This window comes from Paraburkholderia sp. TE9906 (genome assembly GCF_056279605.1).
Genome location: NZ_JBWCCT010000005.1, coordinates 519,085 through 535,380, shown reverse-complemented (window position 1 = coordinate 535,380; position 16,296 = coordinate 519,085). Strand labels below are relative to the sequence as shown.

Sequence of the window (16,296 nt, the reverse complement as noted above, 5' to 3'; positions counted from 1 at the left end):
GCTCCTTTCAGGAAACGCCGCCGGCCTGATTGCGTGCCGCCAGCATCAGATCGATATAGTCATTCGCGACGCGTAGCGCCGCCCTGGTGTCGAACGGTTCGCCCGACAGCGCGCCGCGCAGCCACAGGCCGTCGATCAGCGCCGCGAGGCCGCTCGCCGCACGGCGCGCCGCCGCACGCGGTAGCGCCTTCGAAAAATCCGCGCACAGATTCGAGTTCAGACGGCGCGTGTTCACGTATTGCAGCCGCCGCAGCTGCGGCTTGTGCATGCTCTCGGACCAGAACGCGAGCCACGTTTTCATGACCGGGCCGCTGGTTTGTGCGGCGTCGAAATTCGCGGCGACCACCGCGCGCAGTTTCGCGCGTGGGTCCGCCTTCGCCGCCCGGCGACGGCTCGCCGTGGCCTGCCACAAATCGCGCAGCACGTGACGCATGGTCGCTTCGAGCAGGCCGTCCTTGTCGCCGAAATAGTGGCTGACGATGCCGGTGGAAATGCTCGCGCGTTGTGCGACCGAGGCGAGCGTCGCGCCCGCGAGGCCGCTCTGGTCGATCGTGAGCAGGGTGGCGTCGATCAGTTGCGCGCGGCGGATTTCGCGCATTCCGAGTTTGGGCATGGTGCTGGAGATGGCGGCGCACCCACGGTGAGCCGACCGCATGGATTCGATGACGCATGGTAAGTTTATTTATATTGAACAGTCAATCAATAAAAACTGGCGTTCCACCACTTGTCGGTTCCAGCCAAACTCGTGTCGCGTGAGATACATGTGCTCGATGCCGGTGCACGCTACGCTCGTTGAACGGCGTGCCGCGCTGACAACCCGCACTCGGTCACGCCGCTCACAAGACATGGAGACGGACAATGAGCAGCAATCGCGGCGTCGTGTATCTCGGGCAGGGCAAGGTGGAAGTGCAGTCGATCGACTATCCGAAGATGGTCGATCCACGCGGGCGGTCGATCGGCCATGGCGTGATTCTCAAAGTAGTGAGCACGAATATTTGCGGTTCCGATCAGCACATGGTGCGGGGCCGCACGACCGCCGAAGTCGGCCTCGTGCTGGGTCACGAGATTACCGGCGAGGTGATCGAGGTGGGCCGCGACGTCGAGACGCTCAGCATCGGCGATCTCGTGTCCGTACCGTTCAACGTCGCGTGCGGACGCTGCCCGACCTGCAAGGCGCAGCACACCGGCGTGTGCCTGAACGTGAACCCGTCGCGGGCGGGCGGCGCGTATGGCTACGTGGACATGGGTGGCTGGATCGGCGGCCAGGCCGAGTACGTGATGGTGCCGTACGCGGACTTCAATCTGCTGAAGTTTCCCGACCGTGCGCAGGCGATGTCGAAAATCCGCGACCTCACGTGTCTGTCCGACATTCTGCCGACCGGCTATCACGGCGCGGTGATGGCAGGCGTGAAACCCGGCGCGACGGTGTATATCGCGGGCGCGGGGCCGGTGGGCATGGCCGCCGCGGCGTCGGCGAGATTGCTGGGCGCGGCCTGCACGATCGTCGGCGATATGAACGAGGCGCGCCTCGCGCATGCGCGCAAGATGGGCTTTCAGACCATCGATCTATCGAAGGACGCGACGCTCGGCGAGCAGATCGAGCAGATACTCGGCAAACCCGAGGTGGATTGCGCGGTGGATTGCGTCGGCTTCGAGGCGCACGGCCACGGCAGCAGCGGCGCGCATGAGGAAGCGCCGGCCACGGTACTCAATTCGCTGATGGAAATCACGCGCGCGGCGGGCGCGATCGGCATTCCGGGCCTGTACGTGACCGACGATCCAGGCGCCGCCGATGCCGCCGCACGCAAAGGCAGCCTGAGCATTCGTTTCGGGCTCGGCTGGGCCAAGTCACATTCGTTCCATACCGGTCAAACGCCGGTGATGAAGTACAACCACAATCTGATGCAGGCTATTTTGTGGGACCGTCTGCCGATTGCGGATATCGTCAACGTGACGGTGGTGTCGCTCGACGACGCGCCCGATGGCTACCGGCAATTCGATGGCGGCGCGCCGAGGAAGTTTGTTATCGACCCGCATGGGTTGTTGAAGGCGGCTTGACGATGCGCTCAAGCGTGCGCTGAAGCACGATCACGACCAACGCGCTGAGGGGTTTTCCGCTCAGCGCGTTTGTTTTTGCGGTGATGAATGGCGTTGATGCAAAGTGAAGTCGGCTCTGCATAGCGCGATCAGATGCGTCAGGCAGCCATGACCGGCGCCACGGCCAGCGAAGGCGCCTGCTTGCGCCGCTCGCGTGTCGGCGCCGTGCCGAACGCGTCGCGATAGCTCTTCGAGAAGTGGCAGGCGGACTGGAAGCCGCAAGCCATCGTGATGTGCATGATCGACATGTCCGTTTGCAGGAGCAGCTCACGGGCGCGCCGCAAACGCAGCGTCAGATAGTAATGGGTGGGCGTCATCCCGAGATGCTCGCGGAATAGCCGTTGCAATTGCCGTTGCGACATGCCCGCAAGACGCGCAAGTTCTTCGCGCGACAGCGGCTCTTCGATGTTGTTCTCCATGAGCGAGATCACTTCGAACAGCGACTTGTTGGCCGAGCCGAGCCGCGCGACCAGCGGCATCTTCTGTTGCGCGCTGGTGTCGCGCACATGCTCGACGATGAACTGCTCGGCGATCTGCGTGACGCGTGCGGTGCCCACACGCGGCGCGATCAGGTTCAGCATCATGTCGAGCGGCGCGACGCCGCCCGTGCAGGTGACGCGATCGCGATCGATGACGAATAGCTCTTTCAGAAAGCGCGTATCGGGAAACTCCTCCTTCAGCGCCGACATGTTCTCCCAATGAATCGCGCACGCATAACCGGCCAGCAAGCCGGCGCGCGCGAGCGCATAAGTGCCGGTGCACAGGCTGCCGAGCACGCTGCCCATGCGCGCGAAGCGGCGCAAGGCGGACAGGTGAGCGGGCGTGGTGGCGCGCTGCACGTCGATGCCGCCGACCACGAACACGATATCCGGCAGGCCGACGCATTCGACCGGGCCGGTGTCGACCGACAGCCCGTTGCTCGCGGTGACCGGCCCGCCTTCCGGGCTCACGATCGACCAGCGGTAAAGCGTCTGTCCCGTCAGGTAGTTCGCCATGCGCAGCACTTCGATCGCGTTGGTGAACGCGATCATGGTGAAGTTGGGAACCGGCATGAATGCGAAGTGCGACAACGACGCCGTGCGATCGGTGGACATGGGGGGAGTGATTCCTTCGAATCTATGTAATGTCGCGTCGACGTGGGGAGCGTCGACTCATGCAATTTTGAGTACGAGTGCAACTACCGTGCCATCAGGCTAAACCCTTGGTTGGTATCAGGAAGCTCGGATAGCTAAACAAATGGGCACTACAACGGCGCCGTCATCGGCTTCGTTGCACTCGAACGGCGCACGACGATCAACCGCAGTGCAGCAAAAATCCCCGCATTTCTTAAGTGCTTGCCGGGCGATGTCGGGAAGCTCGCGGGACTTTTCGCGGCTCGCTCACGCCGACTTGTCGAAAAAGGACGCGCATGGCGGAAAAGGCAAAGAACGCGTCTGAATTCGTAAATTGGCGCGCTGCCCGAGCGTCAAGAATAGACGCAATGCAGACCGGTGGCGGCAATGCGCAAGCGCCGCTTCCGGCCCTCCGTCAACGCCCCTACGGACCTTTCATGTCGAACCCGAATCCTTTTTTCGAAGACTCGCTGGCCACGCGGGATGCAGCGGTGCGCGGCGCCATTCTGAAAGAACTCGAGCGTCAGCAGTCGCAAGTCGAACTGATCGCGTCGGAAAACATCGTCTCGCGCGCGGTGCTCGAAGCGCAAGGCTCGGTGCTGACCAACAAGTATGCGGAAGGGTATCCGGGCAAGCGTTACTACGGCGGCTGCGAATACGTCGACGTGATCGAGACGCTCGCGCTCGATCGCATCAAGCAGTTGTTCGACGCGAAGTATGCCAACGTGCAGCCGCATTCGGGCGCGCAGGCGAACGGCGCGGTGATGCTGGCGCTGACGAAGCCGGGCGACACGGTGCTCGGCATGTCGCTCGACGCGGGCGGCCATCTGACCCACGGCGCGAAGCCGGCGCTCTCGGGCAAGTGGTTCAACGCGGTGCAATACGGCGTGAATCGCGACACGATGCTGATCGATTACGAGCAGATCGAGGAACTCGCGCAACAGCACAAGCCCACGCTGCTGATCGCCGGCTTTTCCGCTTATCCGCGTGCGCTGGATTTCGCACGGCTGCGCGCGATTGCCGACGGCGCCGGCGCGAAGCTGATGGTCGATATGGCGCATATCGCCGGTGTGATCGCGGCGGGGCGCCACGCGAATCCGGTCGAGCATGCGCATGTGGTCACGTCGACCACGCACAAGACCTTGCGCGGTCCGCGCGGCGGCTTTGTGCTGACGAATGACGAGGAGATCGCGAAGAAGATCAACTCGGCGGTGTTCCCCGGGCTGCAGGGCGGCCCGCTGATGCACGTGATCGCCGGCAAGGCGGTTGCATTCGGCGAGGCGCTGCAACCCGGTTTCAAGACCTATATCGACAATGTGCTCGCGAATGCGCAGGCACTCGGCGAAGTGCTGAAAGCGGGCGGCGTCGATCTGGTCACGGGCGGCACCGACAACCATCTGCTGCTGGTGGATCTACGGCCCAAGGGCCTCAAGGGCAATCAGGTCGAACAGGCGCTGGAGCGCGCGGGCATCACCTGCAACAAGAACGGCATCCCGTTCGACACCGAGAAGCCGACGATCACGTCAGGCATTCGCCTCGGCACGCCGGCGGGCACCACACGCGGCTTCGGCGTGAGCGAGTTTCGCGACATCGGGCGGCTGATCGTCGACGTGCTCGACGCACTGCGCGGCCACCCCGAAGGCGACGCCGCCACCGAACAACGCGTGCGCCGCGAGATTTTCGCGCTGTGCGAGCGCTTCCCCATTTACTGAGAACGCCTGGAGCAAACGATGAGTACTTTGCACGAGAACAGCATCATCATCGACGGTCTGAACATTTCGAAGTTCGAGCGCTCGGTGTTCGAGGACATGAGAAAGGGCGGCGTGACCGCGGTGAACTGCACGGTATCGGTCTGGGAAAGTTTTCAGAAGACCGTCGACAACATCGCAGAGATGAAGCAGCAGATTCGCGAGTACGGCGAGATTCTCACGCTCGTGCGCACCACCGACGACATCTTGCGCGCGAAGAAGGAAAACAAGACCGGCATCATCTTCGGCTTCCAGAACGCGCATGCGTTCGAGGACAACCTCGGCTATATCGAAGCGTTCAAGGATCTCGGCGTGAACGTGGTGCAGCTTTGCTACAACACGCAGAACCTCGTGGGCACCGGTTGCTACGAACGTGATGGCGGCCTGTCCGGTTACGGACGCGAAGTGATCCAGGAGATGAACCGCGTCGGCATCATGGTCGATCTTTCGCATGTGGGCGGCAAGACGTCGTCCGAAGCGATCGCCGCGTCGAACAAGCCGGTGTGTTATTCGCATTGCTGTCCGTCGGGGCTCAAAGAGCATCCGCGCAACAAGAGCGACGAGCAGCTGAAAGAGATCGCCGATGCGGGCGGTTTCGTCGGCGTGACGATGTTCGCGCCGTTCCTCAAGCGCGGCCCGGACGCGACCGTCGACGACTATATCGAGGCGATCGACTACGTGGTGAATCTGATCGGCGAAGACCAGGTGGGCATCGGCACGGACTTCACGCAAGGCTATAGCACCGAGTTCTTCGACTGGATCACGCACGACAAGGGCCGTTATCGCCAGCTGACGAACTTCGGCAAGGTCGTGAATCCCGAAGGCATCCGCACGATCGGCGAATTTCCGAATCTGACCGCGGCGATGGAGCGCGCAGGGTGGAGCGACACGCGCATCAAGAAGATCATGGGCGAGAACTGGGTGCGGGTGTTCGGTCAGGTCTGGAAAGTCTGAGCCAGTCAATCGACCCATCGTATACATATAAGCGGAGCCTCCACATGCAACCCCAACTGCCTATCGACGTCGACGCGAACACCGGCGTCTGGACCACCGACGCGCTGCCGATGCTCTACGTGCCGCGTCACTTCTTCACCAACAATCACGCCGCCGTCGAGGAAGCGCTCGGCCTCGACACCTACGCGGAGATTCTCTACAAAGCGGGCTACAAGTCCGCCTATTTCTGGTGCGACAAGGAAGCGAAACAGCACGGCATCAGCGGCATGGCGGTATTCGAGCATTACCTGAAACGTCTGTCGCAACGCGGCTGGGGCATCTTCACGATCACCGAGGCCGATCCGTCGAGCTCGCATGCGCGCATTGAATTGCATCATTCGTCGTTCGTGCTCGCGCAGCCGGAGAAGGTCGGCAAGCTCTGCTACATGTTCGCCGGCTGGTTCGCGGGCGCGATGGACTGGGTCAACGACACTGCGCCCGATGCTTCGCGCAAGGGCCCGCCCTCGTATTCGAAAGAAGCGCGCTGTGCGGCCGAAGGCCACCCGCACTGCGTGTTCGAAGTGTCGCCGCTGAAGTCCTGAGCACAGCACACGGCAGCCCATAGCAACGGCAGCACGGCAAAGCGCAACAAGCCTATTCATTCCGAGGTCGATCGCGATGCGTTACCCGAACCTTTTCAAGCCTCTCACGCTGAACAAGCTGACCTTGCGCAACCGCATCGTCAGCACCGCGCACGCGGAGGTCTATGCGGAACCGGGCGGCCTGCCCGGCGACCGTTATATCCGCTACTACGAAGAGAAGGCGAAGGGCGGCGTCGGGCTCGCCGTGTGCGGCGGGTCGAGCCCGGTGTCGATCGATAGCCCGCAAGGCTGGTGGAAGTCGGTAAATCTGTCGACCGACAGGATCATCGATCCGCTCGCACGGCTCGCCGAAGCGATGCACACGCACGGCGCGAAAATCATGATTCAGGCTACCCACATGGGACGCCGCTCGGCGTTTCACGGCGAGCACTGGCCGCATTTGATGTCGCCTTCGGGGGTGCGCGAGCCGGTGCATCGCGGCAACGCGAAGATCATCGAAGTGGAGGAGATTCGCCGCATCATCGACGATTTCGCGGCGGCCGCGAAACGCGTCAAGGATGCGGGCATGGACGGCGTCGAAATCTCGGCGGCGCACCAGCATCTGATCGATCAGTTCTGGAGCCCGCGCACCAATTTCCGCACCGACGAATGGGGCGGCTCGCTCGAAAACCGTCTGCGTTTCGGCACCGAAGTGTTGAAGGCCGTGCGTGAAGCAGTGGGCGCGGACTTCTGCGTCGGCCTGCGCATGTGCGGCGACGAGTTTCATGAAGACGGGCTCGATCACGAACAACTCAAGGAAATCGCTCAGGCGATGAGCGAAACCGGCCTGATCGATTACCTCGGCGTGATCGGCTCCGGCGCGGACACGCACAACACGCTCGCCAACTGCATGCCGCCGATGGCGCTGCCGCCCGAGCCGTTCGTGCATCTCGCGGCCGGCATCAAGTCGGTCGTGAAGCTGCCGGTGATGCACGCGCAGAGCATTCGCGACGCGGGCCAGGCCGAGCGGCTGCTGGCGAGCGGCATGGTCGATCTGGTCGGCATGACGCGCGCGCAGATCGCCGATCCGCATATGGTCATCAAGATTCGCGATGGTCGCGAGGACGAAATCAAGCAATGCGTCGGCGCGAACTATTGCATCGACCGCCAGTACAACGGGCTCGACGTGCTGTGCGTGCAGAATGCCGCAACCTCGCGCGAAGCGACCATGCCGCACGTGATCGCGAAGACGCGCGGCCCGAAGCGCAGGGTCGTCGTGGTCGGCGCGGGGCCGGCGGGCCTCGAAGCGGCACGCGTCGCCAGGTCGCGCGGTCACGACGTGGTGCTGTTCGAGAAGAACGACTACGTGGGCGGGCAGATCATGCTGGCCGCGAAAGCGCCGCAGCGCGAGCAGATGGCGGGCATCGTGCGCTGGTTCGACATGGAGACGAAGCGCCTCGGCGTCGACCGGCGTCTCGGTGTCGCCGCCGACGAGAAAACCATCATGGCCGAGAAGCCGGACATCGTCGTGCTCGCGACGGGCGGCTCGGCGTTTACGTCGCAAGTGGCGGCGTGGGGTGTCGACGAAGGCCTCGCGGTCAGTTCGTGGGACGTGCTGTCGGGCAAGGTGGAGCCGGGCAAGAACGTGCTCGTCTACGACGGCGTCAGCACGCATGCCGGCGCGGGCGTCGCCGATTTCATGTCGAGCCGCGGCTCGCACGTCGAGATCGTGACGCCGGACGTGAAGGTCGCCGACGATGTCGGCGGCACCACGTTCCCGATCTTCTACCGGCGTCTCTATGCCCAAGGCGTGATTCATACGCCGAACTACTGGCTCGACAAGGTCTACGAGGAAGACGGCAAGAAGATCGCTGTGATCCGCAATGAGTACACAGAAGAGCAGGAAGAGCGCGTGGTCGATCAGGTGGTGATCGAAAACGGCAGCACGCCGAACGACCGCCTCTACTGGGCGCTCAAGCCGGAGTCGGTGAACCGCGGGCAGGTCGATGTGCACAAGCTGTTCGCGTCCGAGCCACAGCCATCGCTCAGCGAAGAACTCGGCAATGGCCGCTTTCTGTTGTTCCGTGTGGGCGACTGCATTTCGATGCACAACATTCACGGCGCGATTTACGACGCGCTGCGCCTTTGCAAGGATTTCTGACGATGAGCCCCGTGTTTGTCATCACCGTCCTGCTGTGGATGTCGGTTGCCGGTCTCGCGTTTGCGCTCGCCAAACGCGCGGCGTACTGGCGCGAAGGCCGCGCGACCGCGGCCGGCGCTTACGGCTGGTCCAATCTGCTGGCGATTCCCAAGCGCTACTTCGTCGATCTGCATCATGTAGTGGCGCGCGATCCGTATATCGCGAGAACACACGTGGCCACCGCGGGCGGTGCGATCCTCGCGATGGCGCTGGTGTTCGTCAACTACGGTCTCGCGATCTACTCGCCGTGGCTCGACAAACTGATCTTCGTCGCCGCGCTCGTGATGCTGGTGGGCGCGGTGTTTGTCTGGCGCCGCCGGCATGGGGCGAAGGCGGTGCCCGCGCGGCTCTCGCGCGGGCCGTGGGATCAACTGCCGTTGCTGCTCGGCTCGTTCGCGCTCGGGCTTGCACTCTTCATCGTGCTGCCGGCGGCGGCGATGTCCGGCGCACTGGCGGTGCTCGTTGCGCTGCTGATCGCGGCGGGCGCCTTCACGATGACGTTCGGCGCGGCGCGCGGCGGCCCGATGAAGCATGCGCTCGCCGGTCTGCTGCACCTCGCGTTTCATCCGCGTCAGGAGCGCTTTACGCAGCGCAATGATAACGACGTGGTGCCGCCCACTGCGCTGAAAGTGCCGCTGCTCGATGCGAAGGAATACGGCGTCGGCAAGCCGGTCGAATTCCGCTGGAACCAGTTGCTCAGTTTCGATGCGTGCGTGCAATGCGGCAAATGCGAAGCAGCCTGTCCCGCGTTCGCCGCCGGCCAGCCGCTCAATCCGAAGAAGCTGATTCAGGACCTGGTGACGGGCATGGTCGGCGGCACCGATGCCGACTACGCGGGCAGCCCGACGCCTGGCATCGCGATCGGCAAGCATGCCGGCGCGCCCGCCAAGCCGCTGATTTCGAGCCTGATCGAAGCGGATACGCTGTGGTCCTGCACCACCTGCCGCGCCTGCGTCCAGGAGTGCCCGATGCTGATCGAGCACGTCGATGCGATCGTCGATATGCGGCGCAATCAGACGCTGGTCGAAGGCATGGTGCCGGGCAAGGGGCCGCTCACGCTCGCGAATCTGCGTGAGACCGGCAGCGCGAACGGCTACGACATCGGCGCGCGTTACGACTGGGCGGTCGATCTGCAGGTGCAGGTTGCGCAGCCGGGGCGTCGTGTGGACGTTCTGCTGATCGCAGGCGAAGGCGCGTTCGACATGCGCTATCAGCGCACGCTGCGCGCCTTGGTCAAGGTGCTGAATCGCGCAGGCATCGACTACGCGGTGCTGGGCGGCGTCGAAACCGATACCGGCGACACGGCCCGGCGTCTCGGCGACGAAGCGACGTTCCAGCAGCTCGCGCACAAGCTGATCGGCACGCTCGCGCAGTATTCGTTCGGCAAGATCGTCACCGCCGATCCGCACGTGCTCCATAGCTTGCGCAACGAATACCGGGCGTTGGGCGGCTTTTACGAAGTGCAGCACCACACCGCGCTGATCGACGAACTGGTGGCGAGCGGCAAGCTCGCGCCGCATGCGGTTGCCGCGTATGCGGAACGCAAGATCACCTATCACGACCCGTGCTATCTGGGCCGCTATAACGGTGAAACCGAAGCGCCGCGCCGGCTGTTGAAGAGCATCGGCATCAAGGTCGTGGAGATGGAGCGTCACGGCATGCGCGGACGCTGCTGCGGCGGCGGCGGTGGCGCGCCGTTGACCGACATTCCCGGCAAGCGGCGTATTCCGGACATCCGCATCGACGATGCGCGCGCCACCGGCGCGGAGATTGTCGCGGTGGGCTGCCCGAATTGCACGGCGATGCTCGAAGGCGTGGTGGGGCCGCGTCCGGAAGTGCTGGACGTTGCCGAACTGGTTGCTGCGGCGCTGGAGTAACGCGATGAACACGCTCAAACGAATCGATCCGCGCCGCCCGTTCACGATCACGGCGCAAGGACTCAAACGCATCACGCTAGGAGTAACCGCAGTTGCGGGCGTGATGGAATTCAACGCGCCTCTCGCCGTGCATGGCGAACAGCCGAAGCCGCGCCGCACCATGGCCGTGCCGCAACGCGTGCTGCTGGTGGCCGCGCACGCCGACCGTGGCGCGCTCGACGATCACGCGCGCCAGACTTTGGCCGGCGCGGCATTGATCGCGGATGCGGGCACCGAAGTCGTACTGCTCGTGTTCGGCGAGTTCACGGATGACGCCGCCGCGCTCGGCGCCGACAAGTTGATCGTGTTGCCGATGTTCGAGCGCCGCACGTTCGCGCCGCTCGACGAATTGAACGCACTGGCTGCCTGCATCGCGGCTTATGCACCGGCGCATATTTTCCTGCCCGACAACGCGACCGGCGACGGGGACCTCGGCCGTCGCTATGCGGCAGCCGTGAACGCGAGCGTTGCCACGCACGTCGTCGAGATCGACGCGGCGCACGTGGCCGCCTATATCCGCGCGAATACGGCGCTTGTCGCACGCGCGTTGCCGGACGTCGTGCTGCTCGCGCCGAATGCGGTCGAGCCGAAGCTGCCGTTCGTCGGGGCCGGCGAGCGGATCGTGTGGCGTTTCGACAATGACACTCCGGCGTCGAAAGGCGTCGTGCGCGATCTCGGCGTCGAGGAAATCGACGCGGCCCAACTGGCGCTCGAAGAAGCGGATTTCATCGTGTCGGCCGGCAACGGCGTGAGCGACGTGCCCGCGTTCGAGCGGCTCGCCGCCACGTTGGGCGCCGCGATCGGCGCGAGCCGCGTCGCCGTGGACGACGGCAAGTTCACTCGCGACAAGCAGATCGGCGCGACCGGCAAGACCGTTGAAGCGAGCGTCTATATCGCGTTCGGCATTTCCGGCGCCGTGCAGCATCTGCAGGGCATCAAGGATTGCCGGCACGTGATTGCCGTGAATCTCGACGCCAGCGCACCGATCGCGAAGCGCGCGAATCTGACCGTGATCGCGGATGCGCGCGAAACCATCGCTGCGCTCAATGAAGCGGCGGCCGCGGCACGTAGCGCGCGGGGCACGGGCGCCGCTTTGCTCAATTCGACCGCTGTCGCTGAAGGAGTGCTCGCATGAAGATCGCTGTGCTGGTTTCGGTGGGCCGCCATCCGGTCAGCGGCACTGCGCGCTACAGCCGCAACGACGCGGCAGCGTTAAGCATCGCGTTATCGCTTGCCAAAGCGCACGGCGCGACGCTCGACGTGCTGCATGCGGGCGATCCGTCCAACCCTGCGTTGCGGGAGTATCTGGCGCTCGGCGCATGCTCGGTCGAGGTGCTCGAAACTACCGCCGGGCCGGCGCAAGCGCAAGCCGACGCGGCGACGCTGCTCGCCGCGCGCCTGCAAGGTTACGACCTCGTGTTGACCGGCACGCGCGCGGAAGGCGCGTTCGATAGCGGCATGCTGCCGTATCGCATCGCTCACGCGTTGGGGATGCCGCTTGTCGGCGCCGCCGTCGACCTGAGCGTGCGCGACGGTTGCGCGCAAGTCAGGCAATTCATGCCGAAGGGTTTGCGCCGGCGTGTCGAGGTTCAACTGCCGGCGCTGATCGCGGTGCACCCGCTCGCCAATGCCGCGCCGACATACGCGTATGCACGGCTGCGCGAAGGCTCGATCAGCCGGAGCGCGCCGCAAGCCGCGGCAGATGCGCATGCGGGCCACTCCGACGACCTCGCCTGGACGATCCGTCCCGCGACCGCCAAACCGGTACGTCTCGCCGCCGCCGAAAAGCGCTCGGGCCACGCCCGCATGCTCTCGGCGACGACGACCGAAAGCCGCGGCGGCAGCGTCGTAATTGAAGGGAGTTCCGTCGAAAAAGCACAAGTGATCCTCGCGTATTTGCGCGAGCATCAACTTGTGGATTACTGAATTCCGGTTCGGGCCAGCATGCGTCCAGGAGGGCCTGGCGCGGCGCCAGACGTGACATGCAACGGAGCACACAATGAAAGTTTCGGCAGACGTTCGCGCGATGATCGAACGCCGCAAGAAGAATTACACGCTGGAAGCACCGTTCTATAAGAGCGAGGCCATCTTCGCGCTCGACATGGAGGCGATTTTCCGCCAGCACTGGATTCAGGTCGCGGTGGAGCCGGACGTGCCGGAACCGGGCGACTACATCACCGTGGAGATCGGCCTCGATTCGATTCTGATCGTGCGTGACGACGACATGCAGGTGCGCGCGTTTCACAACGTATGCCGCCATCGCGGCGCGCGTCTGTGCAATCACGACAAAGGCTCGCTCGGCAATATCGTGTGCCCGTATCACAGCTGGACTTACAACCTGAACGGCGACCTGATGTTTGCCGAACACATGGGCGAGCAGTTCGACCGCTGCAAACATAGCCTGAAGGCGGTGCACGTCGAGAATCTCGCCGGGCTGATCTTCATTTGCCTTGCCGAGCAGCCGCCCGCCGACTTCGCCGTGATGCGCGCCGCGATGGAGCCTTATCTTCAACCGCACGATCTGGCCGGCTGCAAGATCGCGGCGCAGATCGACATCGTCGAAGAGGGCAACTGGAAGCTCACGATGGAGAACAATCGCGAGTGCTATCACTGCGTCGCGAATCACCCGGAGCTGACGATTTCGCTGTACGAATACGGCTTCGGTTATCAGCGCACGCCGGCCAACGAGGAAGGCATGGCTGCCTTCGATGAAACCGTGGCACGCCGCACCGCGCAATGGGAGGCCATGCAGTTGCCGTCGGCGGAGATCGATCGGCTGGCGGATCTGGTCACCGGTTTTCGCACGCAGCGTTTGCCGCTCGATCGCGACGGCGAGTCGCAAACGCTCGATGCAAAGATCGCATCGAAGAAGCTGCTCGGCGGTTTCGAGCAGGCCGATCTGGGCGGCCTGTCGTTCTGGACCCAGCCGAATTCGTGGCATCACTTCATGAGCGACCACATCGTCACTTTCTCGGCGATTCCGCTTTCGGCCGGCAAAACGCTGGTGCGCACCAAGTGGCTCGTCCACAAGGACGCGCGCGAAGGCATCGACTACGACGTCGACAACCTGACTGCGGTCTGGCGTGCGACCAACGATCAGGACCGGACGCTCGTCGAGTACTCGCAGCGCGGCGCAACCAGCAGCGCGTATGAACCGGGGCCGTATTCGCCTTTCACCGAGGGCCTCGTCGAGAAGTTCTGCGAGTGGTACATCGGCCGTCTCGCGGCTTACGGCGATGCCCCGCAAACCGATGACGCCGGTGCCGACGCGCCGGTTTCGCACGGCGAAAAAGTCGTGTCCTTCATGCGCTGAGCGCGACACCGCAACCAGGAGCGGGAGAAAACCATGATGCGCGATCAGGCGACGTTTCAGTCCGGCACCGAGCCGCCCATTCCGCGCGCCGTGAGCCGTGTCACGCAGCCGCGCTTCTGGGAAGCGCTGCCCGCGCGCTGGAATAGCGATGCCGACGATACGCTGGTGTGCTGCCACGTGCGCGACGAAACGCACGACGTGAAGAGCTTTTTCTTCCGTGCGCCGTCCGAGCGGGCATTCGTGTTCGAGCCGGGGCAGTTCATGACACTTGAGCTGGAGATCGACGGCGAAGCAATCAATCGCTGCTATACGATCTCGTCACCACCGACGCGGCCGCATACGATTTCGATCACGGTCAAACGCGTGCCGGGCGGCAAGGTGTCGAACTGGCTGCACGACAATCTGCATGCGGGCATGCAGGTTCGCGTGCTGGGGCCGTCCGGCGAGTTCACCTGCGCGCGGCATCCGGCGCGCAAGTTTCTGTTTCTGTCGGCAGGGTCGGGCATTACGCCGCTGATGTCGATGAGCCGCGCGCATCACGAGCTCGGCGAGGACAGCGACATCGTGTTCGTGCACAGCGCCCGCACGCCGGACGACATCATCTTCGTGCGCGAACTCGATCTGATTGCCTCGAATCAGGCGCATTTCCGTACCGCGTTCGTGTGTGAGCGCGTCGGCGCACGCACGAACTGGCCAGGTGTGACCGGTTTTCTGACATTGCCGCTGCTCAAGCTGATTGCACCGGATTTTATGGAGCGCGAGATCTTCACATGCGGGCCCGCGCCCTATATGCAGGCGGTGCGCAAGCTGCTGGACGAGGGCGGTTTCGATCGCGGTCACTATCACGAGGAAAGCTTTTCGTTCGAGACGGTGGGCGAAGTCGCGGCGCAATTGACTACCGCGCATGTCGCGGATGCATTGAAGCAGGCGGGCGGAGCTGAAATTGCCGAAGGTTTTGTCGAGGCGCGTGCCGAAGCAGTGGGCTTCGAGCCGGCATCCGCGCCGGTCGAAACCGACACGCGTTTCAAGGTGAGCTTTGCCAAAAGCCATCGTGAGATCGAATGCGGTAGCGGCCAGCATGTACTCGATGCAGCGAAGAAGGCGGGCGTGAGGCTGCCTGCGTCGTGCACGCAAGGCATGTGCGGCACTTGCAAGGTCAAGCTCGTATCCGGTGAAGTCGCGATGAAACACGCCGGCGGGATTCGGCAGCGTGAAATTGATCAGGGCATGGTGCTGCTGTGCTGCAGCAAACCGCTTACCGATCTCGTCGTCGATAAGTAAGATGAGAAACGCGGGTGCAAACGCGCTCGAAGTCGCATGCGGACAACTGGATGTCGCAAAACAACGCTACCCGGCAATTCTGGTTGGCGATTCTAAATGCTCAATGGGTCGTATGACGGCAACTGGCAAACGGGAGAAGGGCGATGAGACTGATCAGAAAGATATTCGTGGCGAGCGCACTGAGCGCGGCGCTGGCGGCCAGCAGCGTGAGCGTGTCGGCCGATACGAAGCCAACCATCAAGATCGGTTACGTGGAGGGCTGGGACGATAGCGTCGCGACCTCCAACGTGGCCGCGCGCGTGATCGAAAAGCGCCTCGGCTATCAGGTGCAACTCGTGCCGGTCGCTGCCGGCGTGATGTGGCAAGGCGTGGCGCGGGGCGATCTGGACGCGACGCTGTCCGCATGGCTGCCGGTCACGCATGGTGCTTACTGGAACAACTTCAAGGAGAAGGTGGTCGACCTCGGTCCGAACTTCAACGATGCGAAGATCGGCCTGATCGTGCCAGACAACGCGGATGTGAAGACCGTCGGCGATCTCGAAGCGAAGAAGGCGGAGTTCGGCTCGCGCATTGTCGGCATCGATGCCGGTGCGGGCGTGATGCAGAAAACCAGCGAGGCGATCAAGGCCTACGGCCTCGATTATCAACTGATGCCGAGCTCGGGCAGTGCGATGACCGCGGAACTGGCGCGCTCGGAAGCGGCGAACAAGCCGATCATCGTGACGGGCTGGAAGCCGCACTGGATGTTCGCGAAGTACAAGCTTAAATTCCTCGACGATCCGAAGAAGGTGTTCGGCGAAGCGGAGCACGTGGATAGCGTGGTGAATCCGGAACTTGAGAAGAAGGCGCCGACGGTCGTCGCGTTCCTGAAGAAATTCCAATGGAAGCCGGGCGAGATCGACAGTGTGATGCTGGCGACGCAGAGCGGCGAGAAGCCGACCGCCGCTGCCGATGCGTGGATCGGCGCGCACGGCGATCGCGTGGATAGCTGGGTAAAGTGATTGAACCTGTGCGCCGTATGGAAGCATCGCCGCCTGGTTGAAGCGGCGATGCCGTTACGGACGTGATCCAAAGATAAACGCCGCTTTTCAGCGGCGTTTTCCGTTGACTTTGCC

Annotated in this window: 13 protein-coding genes; 11 read left to right on the top strand and 2 right to left on the bottom strand. The window is 63.5% G+C overall.

Annotation, left to right across the window (positions count from 1 at the left end):
• Positions 1-7: 7 nt before the first annotated feature.
• Complete coding sequence (betI, locus tag ACZ9H4_RS16435; protein ID WP_408141485.1) at positions 8-613, bottom strand: transcriptional regulator BetI; 606 nt, start codon at positions 611-613, stop codon at positions 8-10.
• A 245-nt stretch (positions 614-858) separates the two neighbouring features.
• On the opposite strand from betI, the gene fdhA reads away from it, so the two are divergent.
• A complete protein-coding gene (gene fdhA, locus ACZ9H4_RS16430; RefSeq protein ID WP_408141484.1) occupies positions 859-2,058 on the top strand; it encodes a formaldehyde dehydrogenase, glutathione-independent in 1,200 nt (399 codons plus the stop codon).
• Positions 2,059-2,195: 137 nt separating this feature from the next.
• On the opposite strand, the gene ACZ9H4_RS16425 is transcribed toward fdhA, so the two are convergent.
• The gene (locus tag ACZ9H4_RS16425; protein WP_408141483.1) at positions 2,196-3,191 is read right to left on the bottom strand and encodes a GlxA family transcriptional regulator; all 996 of its coding nucleotides are present in this window, start codon (positions 3,189-3,191) and stop codon (positions 2,196-2,198) included.
• A gap of 455 nt (positions 3,192-3,646) precedes the next feature.
• On the opposite strand from ACZ9H4_RS16425, the gene ACZ9H4_RS16420 reads away from it, so the two are divergent.
• The 10 genes from ACZ9H4_RS16420 (at position 3,647) to ACZ9H4_RS16375 (ending at position 16,182) form a co-directional block, all read left to right on the top strand.
• Positions 3,647-4,921, top strand: coding sequence for a serine hydroxymethyltransferase (locus tag ACZ9H4_RS16420; RefSeq protein WP_476119694.1), 1,275 nt, complete (start codon positions 3,647-3,649; stop codon positions 4,919-4,921).
• 18 nt (positions 4,922-4,939) lie between these two features.
• Positions 4,940-5,911 carry a dipeptidase gene (locus ACZ9H4_RS16415; protein WP_408141481.1) on the top strand — a complete coding sequence of 324 codons (972 nt, stop codon included), beginning with the start codon at positions 4,940-4,942 and terminating at the stop codon, positions 5,909-5,911.
• A gap of 44 nt (positions 5,912-5,955) precedes the next feature.
• Positions 5,956-6,492 carry a DUF5943 domain-containing protein gene (locus ACZ9H4_RS16410; RefSeq protein ID WP_408141480.1) on the top strand — a complete coding sequence of 179 codons (537 nt, stop codon included), beginning with the start codon at positions 5,956-5,958 and terminating at the stop codon, positions 6,490-6,492.
• Between the two features lie 76 nt (positions 6,493-6,568).
• Positions 6,569-8,632, top strand: a complete 2,064-nt coding sequence (locus ACZ9H4_RS16405) for an oxidoreductase (RefSeq protein WP_476119690.1) — start codon at positions 6,569-6,571, stop codon at positions 8,630-8,632.
• A gap of 2 nt (positions 8,633-8,634) precedes the next feature.
• A complete protein-coding gene (locus tag ACZ9H4_RS16400) occupies positions 8,635-10,548 on the top strand; it encodes a (Fe-S)-binding protein (RefSeq protein ID WP_408141478.1) in 1,914 nt (637 codons plus the stop codon).
• 4 nt (positions 10,549-10,552) lie between these two features.
• Positions 10,553-11,722 carry an electron transfer flavoprotein subunit alpha/FixB family protein gene (locus tag ACZ9H4_RS16395; RefSeq protein WP_408141477.1) on the top strand — a complete coding sequence of 390 codons (1,170 nt, stop codon included), beginning with the start codon at positions 10,553-10,555 and terminating at the stop codon, positions 11,720-11,722.
• A complete protein-coding gene (locus tag ACZ9H4_RS16390) occupies positions 11,719-12,513 on the top strand; it encodes an electron transfer flavoprotein subunit beta/FixA family protein (RefSeq protein ID WP_408141476.1) in 795 nt (264 codons plus the stop codon). The genes ACZ9H4_RS16395 and ACZ9H4_RS16390 overlap by 4 nt, the downstream gene beginning before the upstream one ends.
• 73 nt (positions 12,514-12,586) lie before the next feature.
• Positions 12,587-13,900, top strand: coding sequence for an aromatic ring-hydroxylating oxygenase subunit alpha (locus ACZ9H4_RS16385; RefSeq protein WP_476119687.1), 1,314 nt, complete (start codon positions 12,587-12,589; stop codon positions 13,898-13,900).
• Positions 13,901-13,933: 33 nt separating this feature from the next.
• Entirely contained in the window at positions 13,934-15,181 is a 1,248-nt protein-coding gene (locus tag ACZ9H4_RS16380) for an FAD-binding oxidoreductase (RefSeq protein ID WP_476119685.1), read from the top strand.
• 143 nt (positions 15,182-15,324) lie between these two features.
• Complete coding sequence (locus ACZ9H4_RS16375) at positions 15,325-16,182, top strand: glycine betaine ABC transporter substrate-binding protein (RefSeq protein ID WP_408141473.1); 858 nt, start codon at positions 15,325-15,327, stop codon at positions 16,180-16,182.
• The last annotated feature ends 114 nt before the right edge of the window (positions 16,183-16,296 follow it).

Excerpts from the sequence above, each read along its gene's own strand:
- betI (WP_408141485.1), bottom strand. The coding sequence starts at position 613 with ATGCCCAAACTCGGAATGCGCGAAATCCGCCGCGCGCAACTGATCGAC.
- fdhA (WP_408141484.1), top strand. The coding sequence starts at position 859 with ATGAGCAGCAATCGCGGCGTCGTGTATCTCGGGCAGGGCAAGGTGGAA.
- ACZ9H4_RS16425 (WP_408141483.1), bottom strand. The coding sequence starts at position 3,191 with ATGTCCACCGATCGCACGGCGTCGTTGTCGCACTTCGCATTCATGCCG.
- ACZ9H4_RS16420 (WP_476119694.1), top strand. The coding sequence starts at position 3,647 with ATGTCGAACCCGAATCCTTTTTTCGAAGACTCGCTGGCCACGCGGGAT.
- ACZ9H4_RS16415 (WP_408141481.1), top strand. The coding sequence starts at position 4,940 with ATGAGTACTTTGCACGAGAACAGCATCATCATCGACGGTCTGAACATT.
- ACZ9H4_RS16410 (WP_408141480.1), top strand. The coding sequence starts at position 5,956 with ATGCAACCCCAACTGCCTATCGACGTCGACGCGAACACCGGCGTCTGG.
- ACZ9H4_RS16405 (WP_476119690.1), top strand. The coding sequence starts at position 6,569 with ATGCGTTACCCGAACCTTTTCAAGCCTCTCACGCTGAACAAGCTGACC.
- ACZ9H4_RS16400 (WP_408141478.1), top strand. The coding sequence starts at position 8,635 with ATGAGCCCCGTGTTTGTCATCACCGTCCTGCTGTGGATGTCGGTTGCC.
- ACZ9H4_RS16395 (WP_408141477.1), top strand. The coding sequence starts at position 10,553 with ATGAACACGCTCAAACGAATCGATCCGCGCCGCCCGTTCACGATCACG.
- ACZ9H4_RS16390 (WP_408141476.1), top strand. The coding sequence starts at position 11,719 with ATGAAGATCGCTGTGCTGGTTTCGGTGGGCCGCCATCCGGTCAGCGGC.
- ACZ9H4_RS16385 (WP_476119687.1), top strand. The coding sequence starts at position 12,587 with ATGAAAGTTTCGGCAGACGTTCGCGCGATGATCGAACGCCGCAAGAAG.
- ACZ9H4_RS16380 (WP_476119685.1), top strand. The coding sequence starts at position 13,934 with ATGATGCGCGATCAGGCGACGTTTCAGTCCGGCACCGAGCCGCCCATT.
- ACZ9H4_RS16375 (WP_408141473.1), top strand. The coding sequence starts at position 15,325 with ATGAGACTGATCAGAAAGATATTCGTGGCGAGCGCACTGAGCGCGGCG.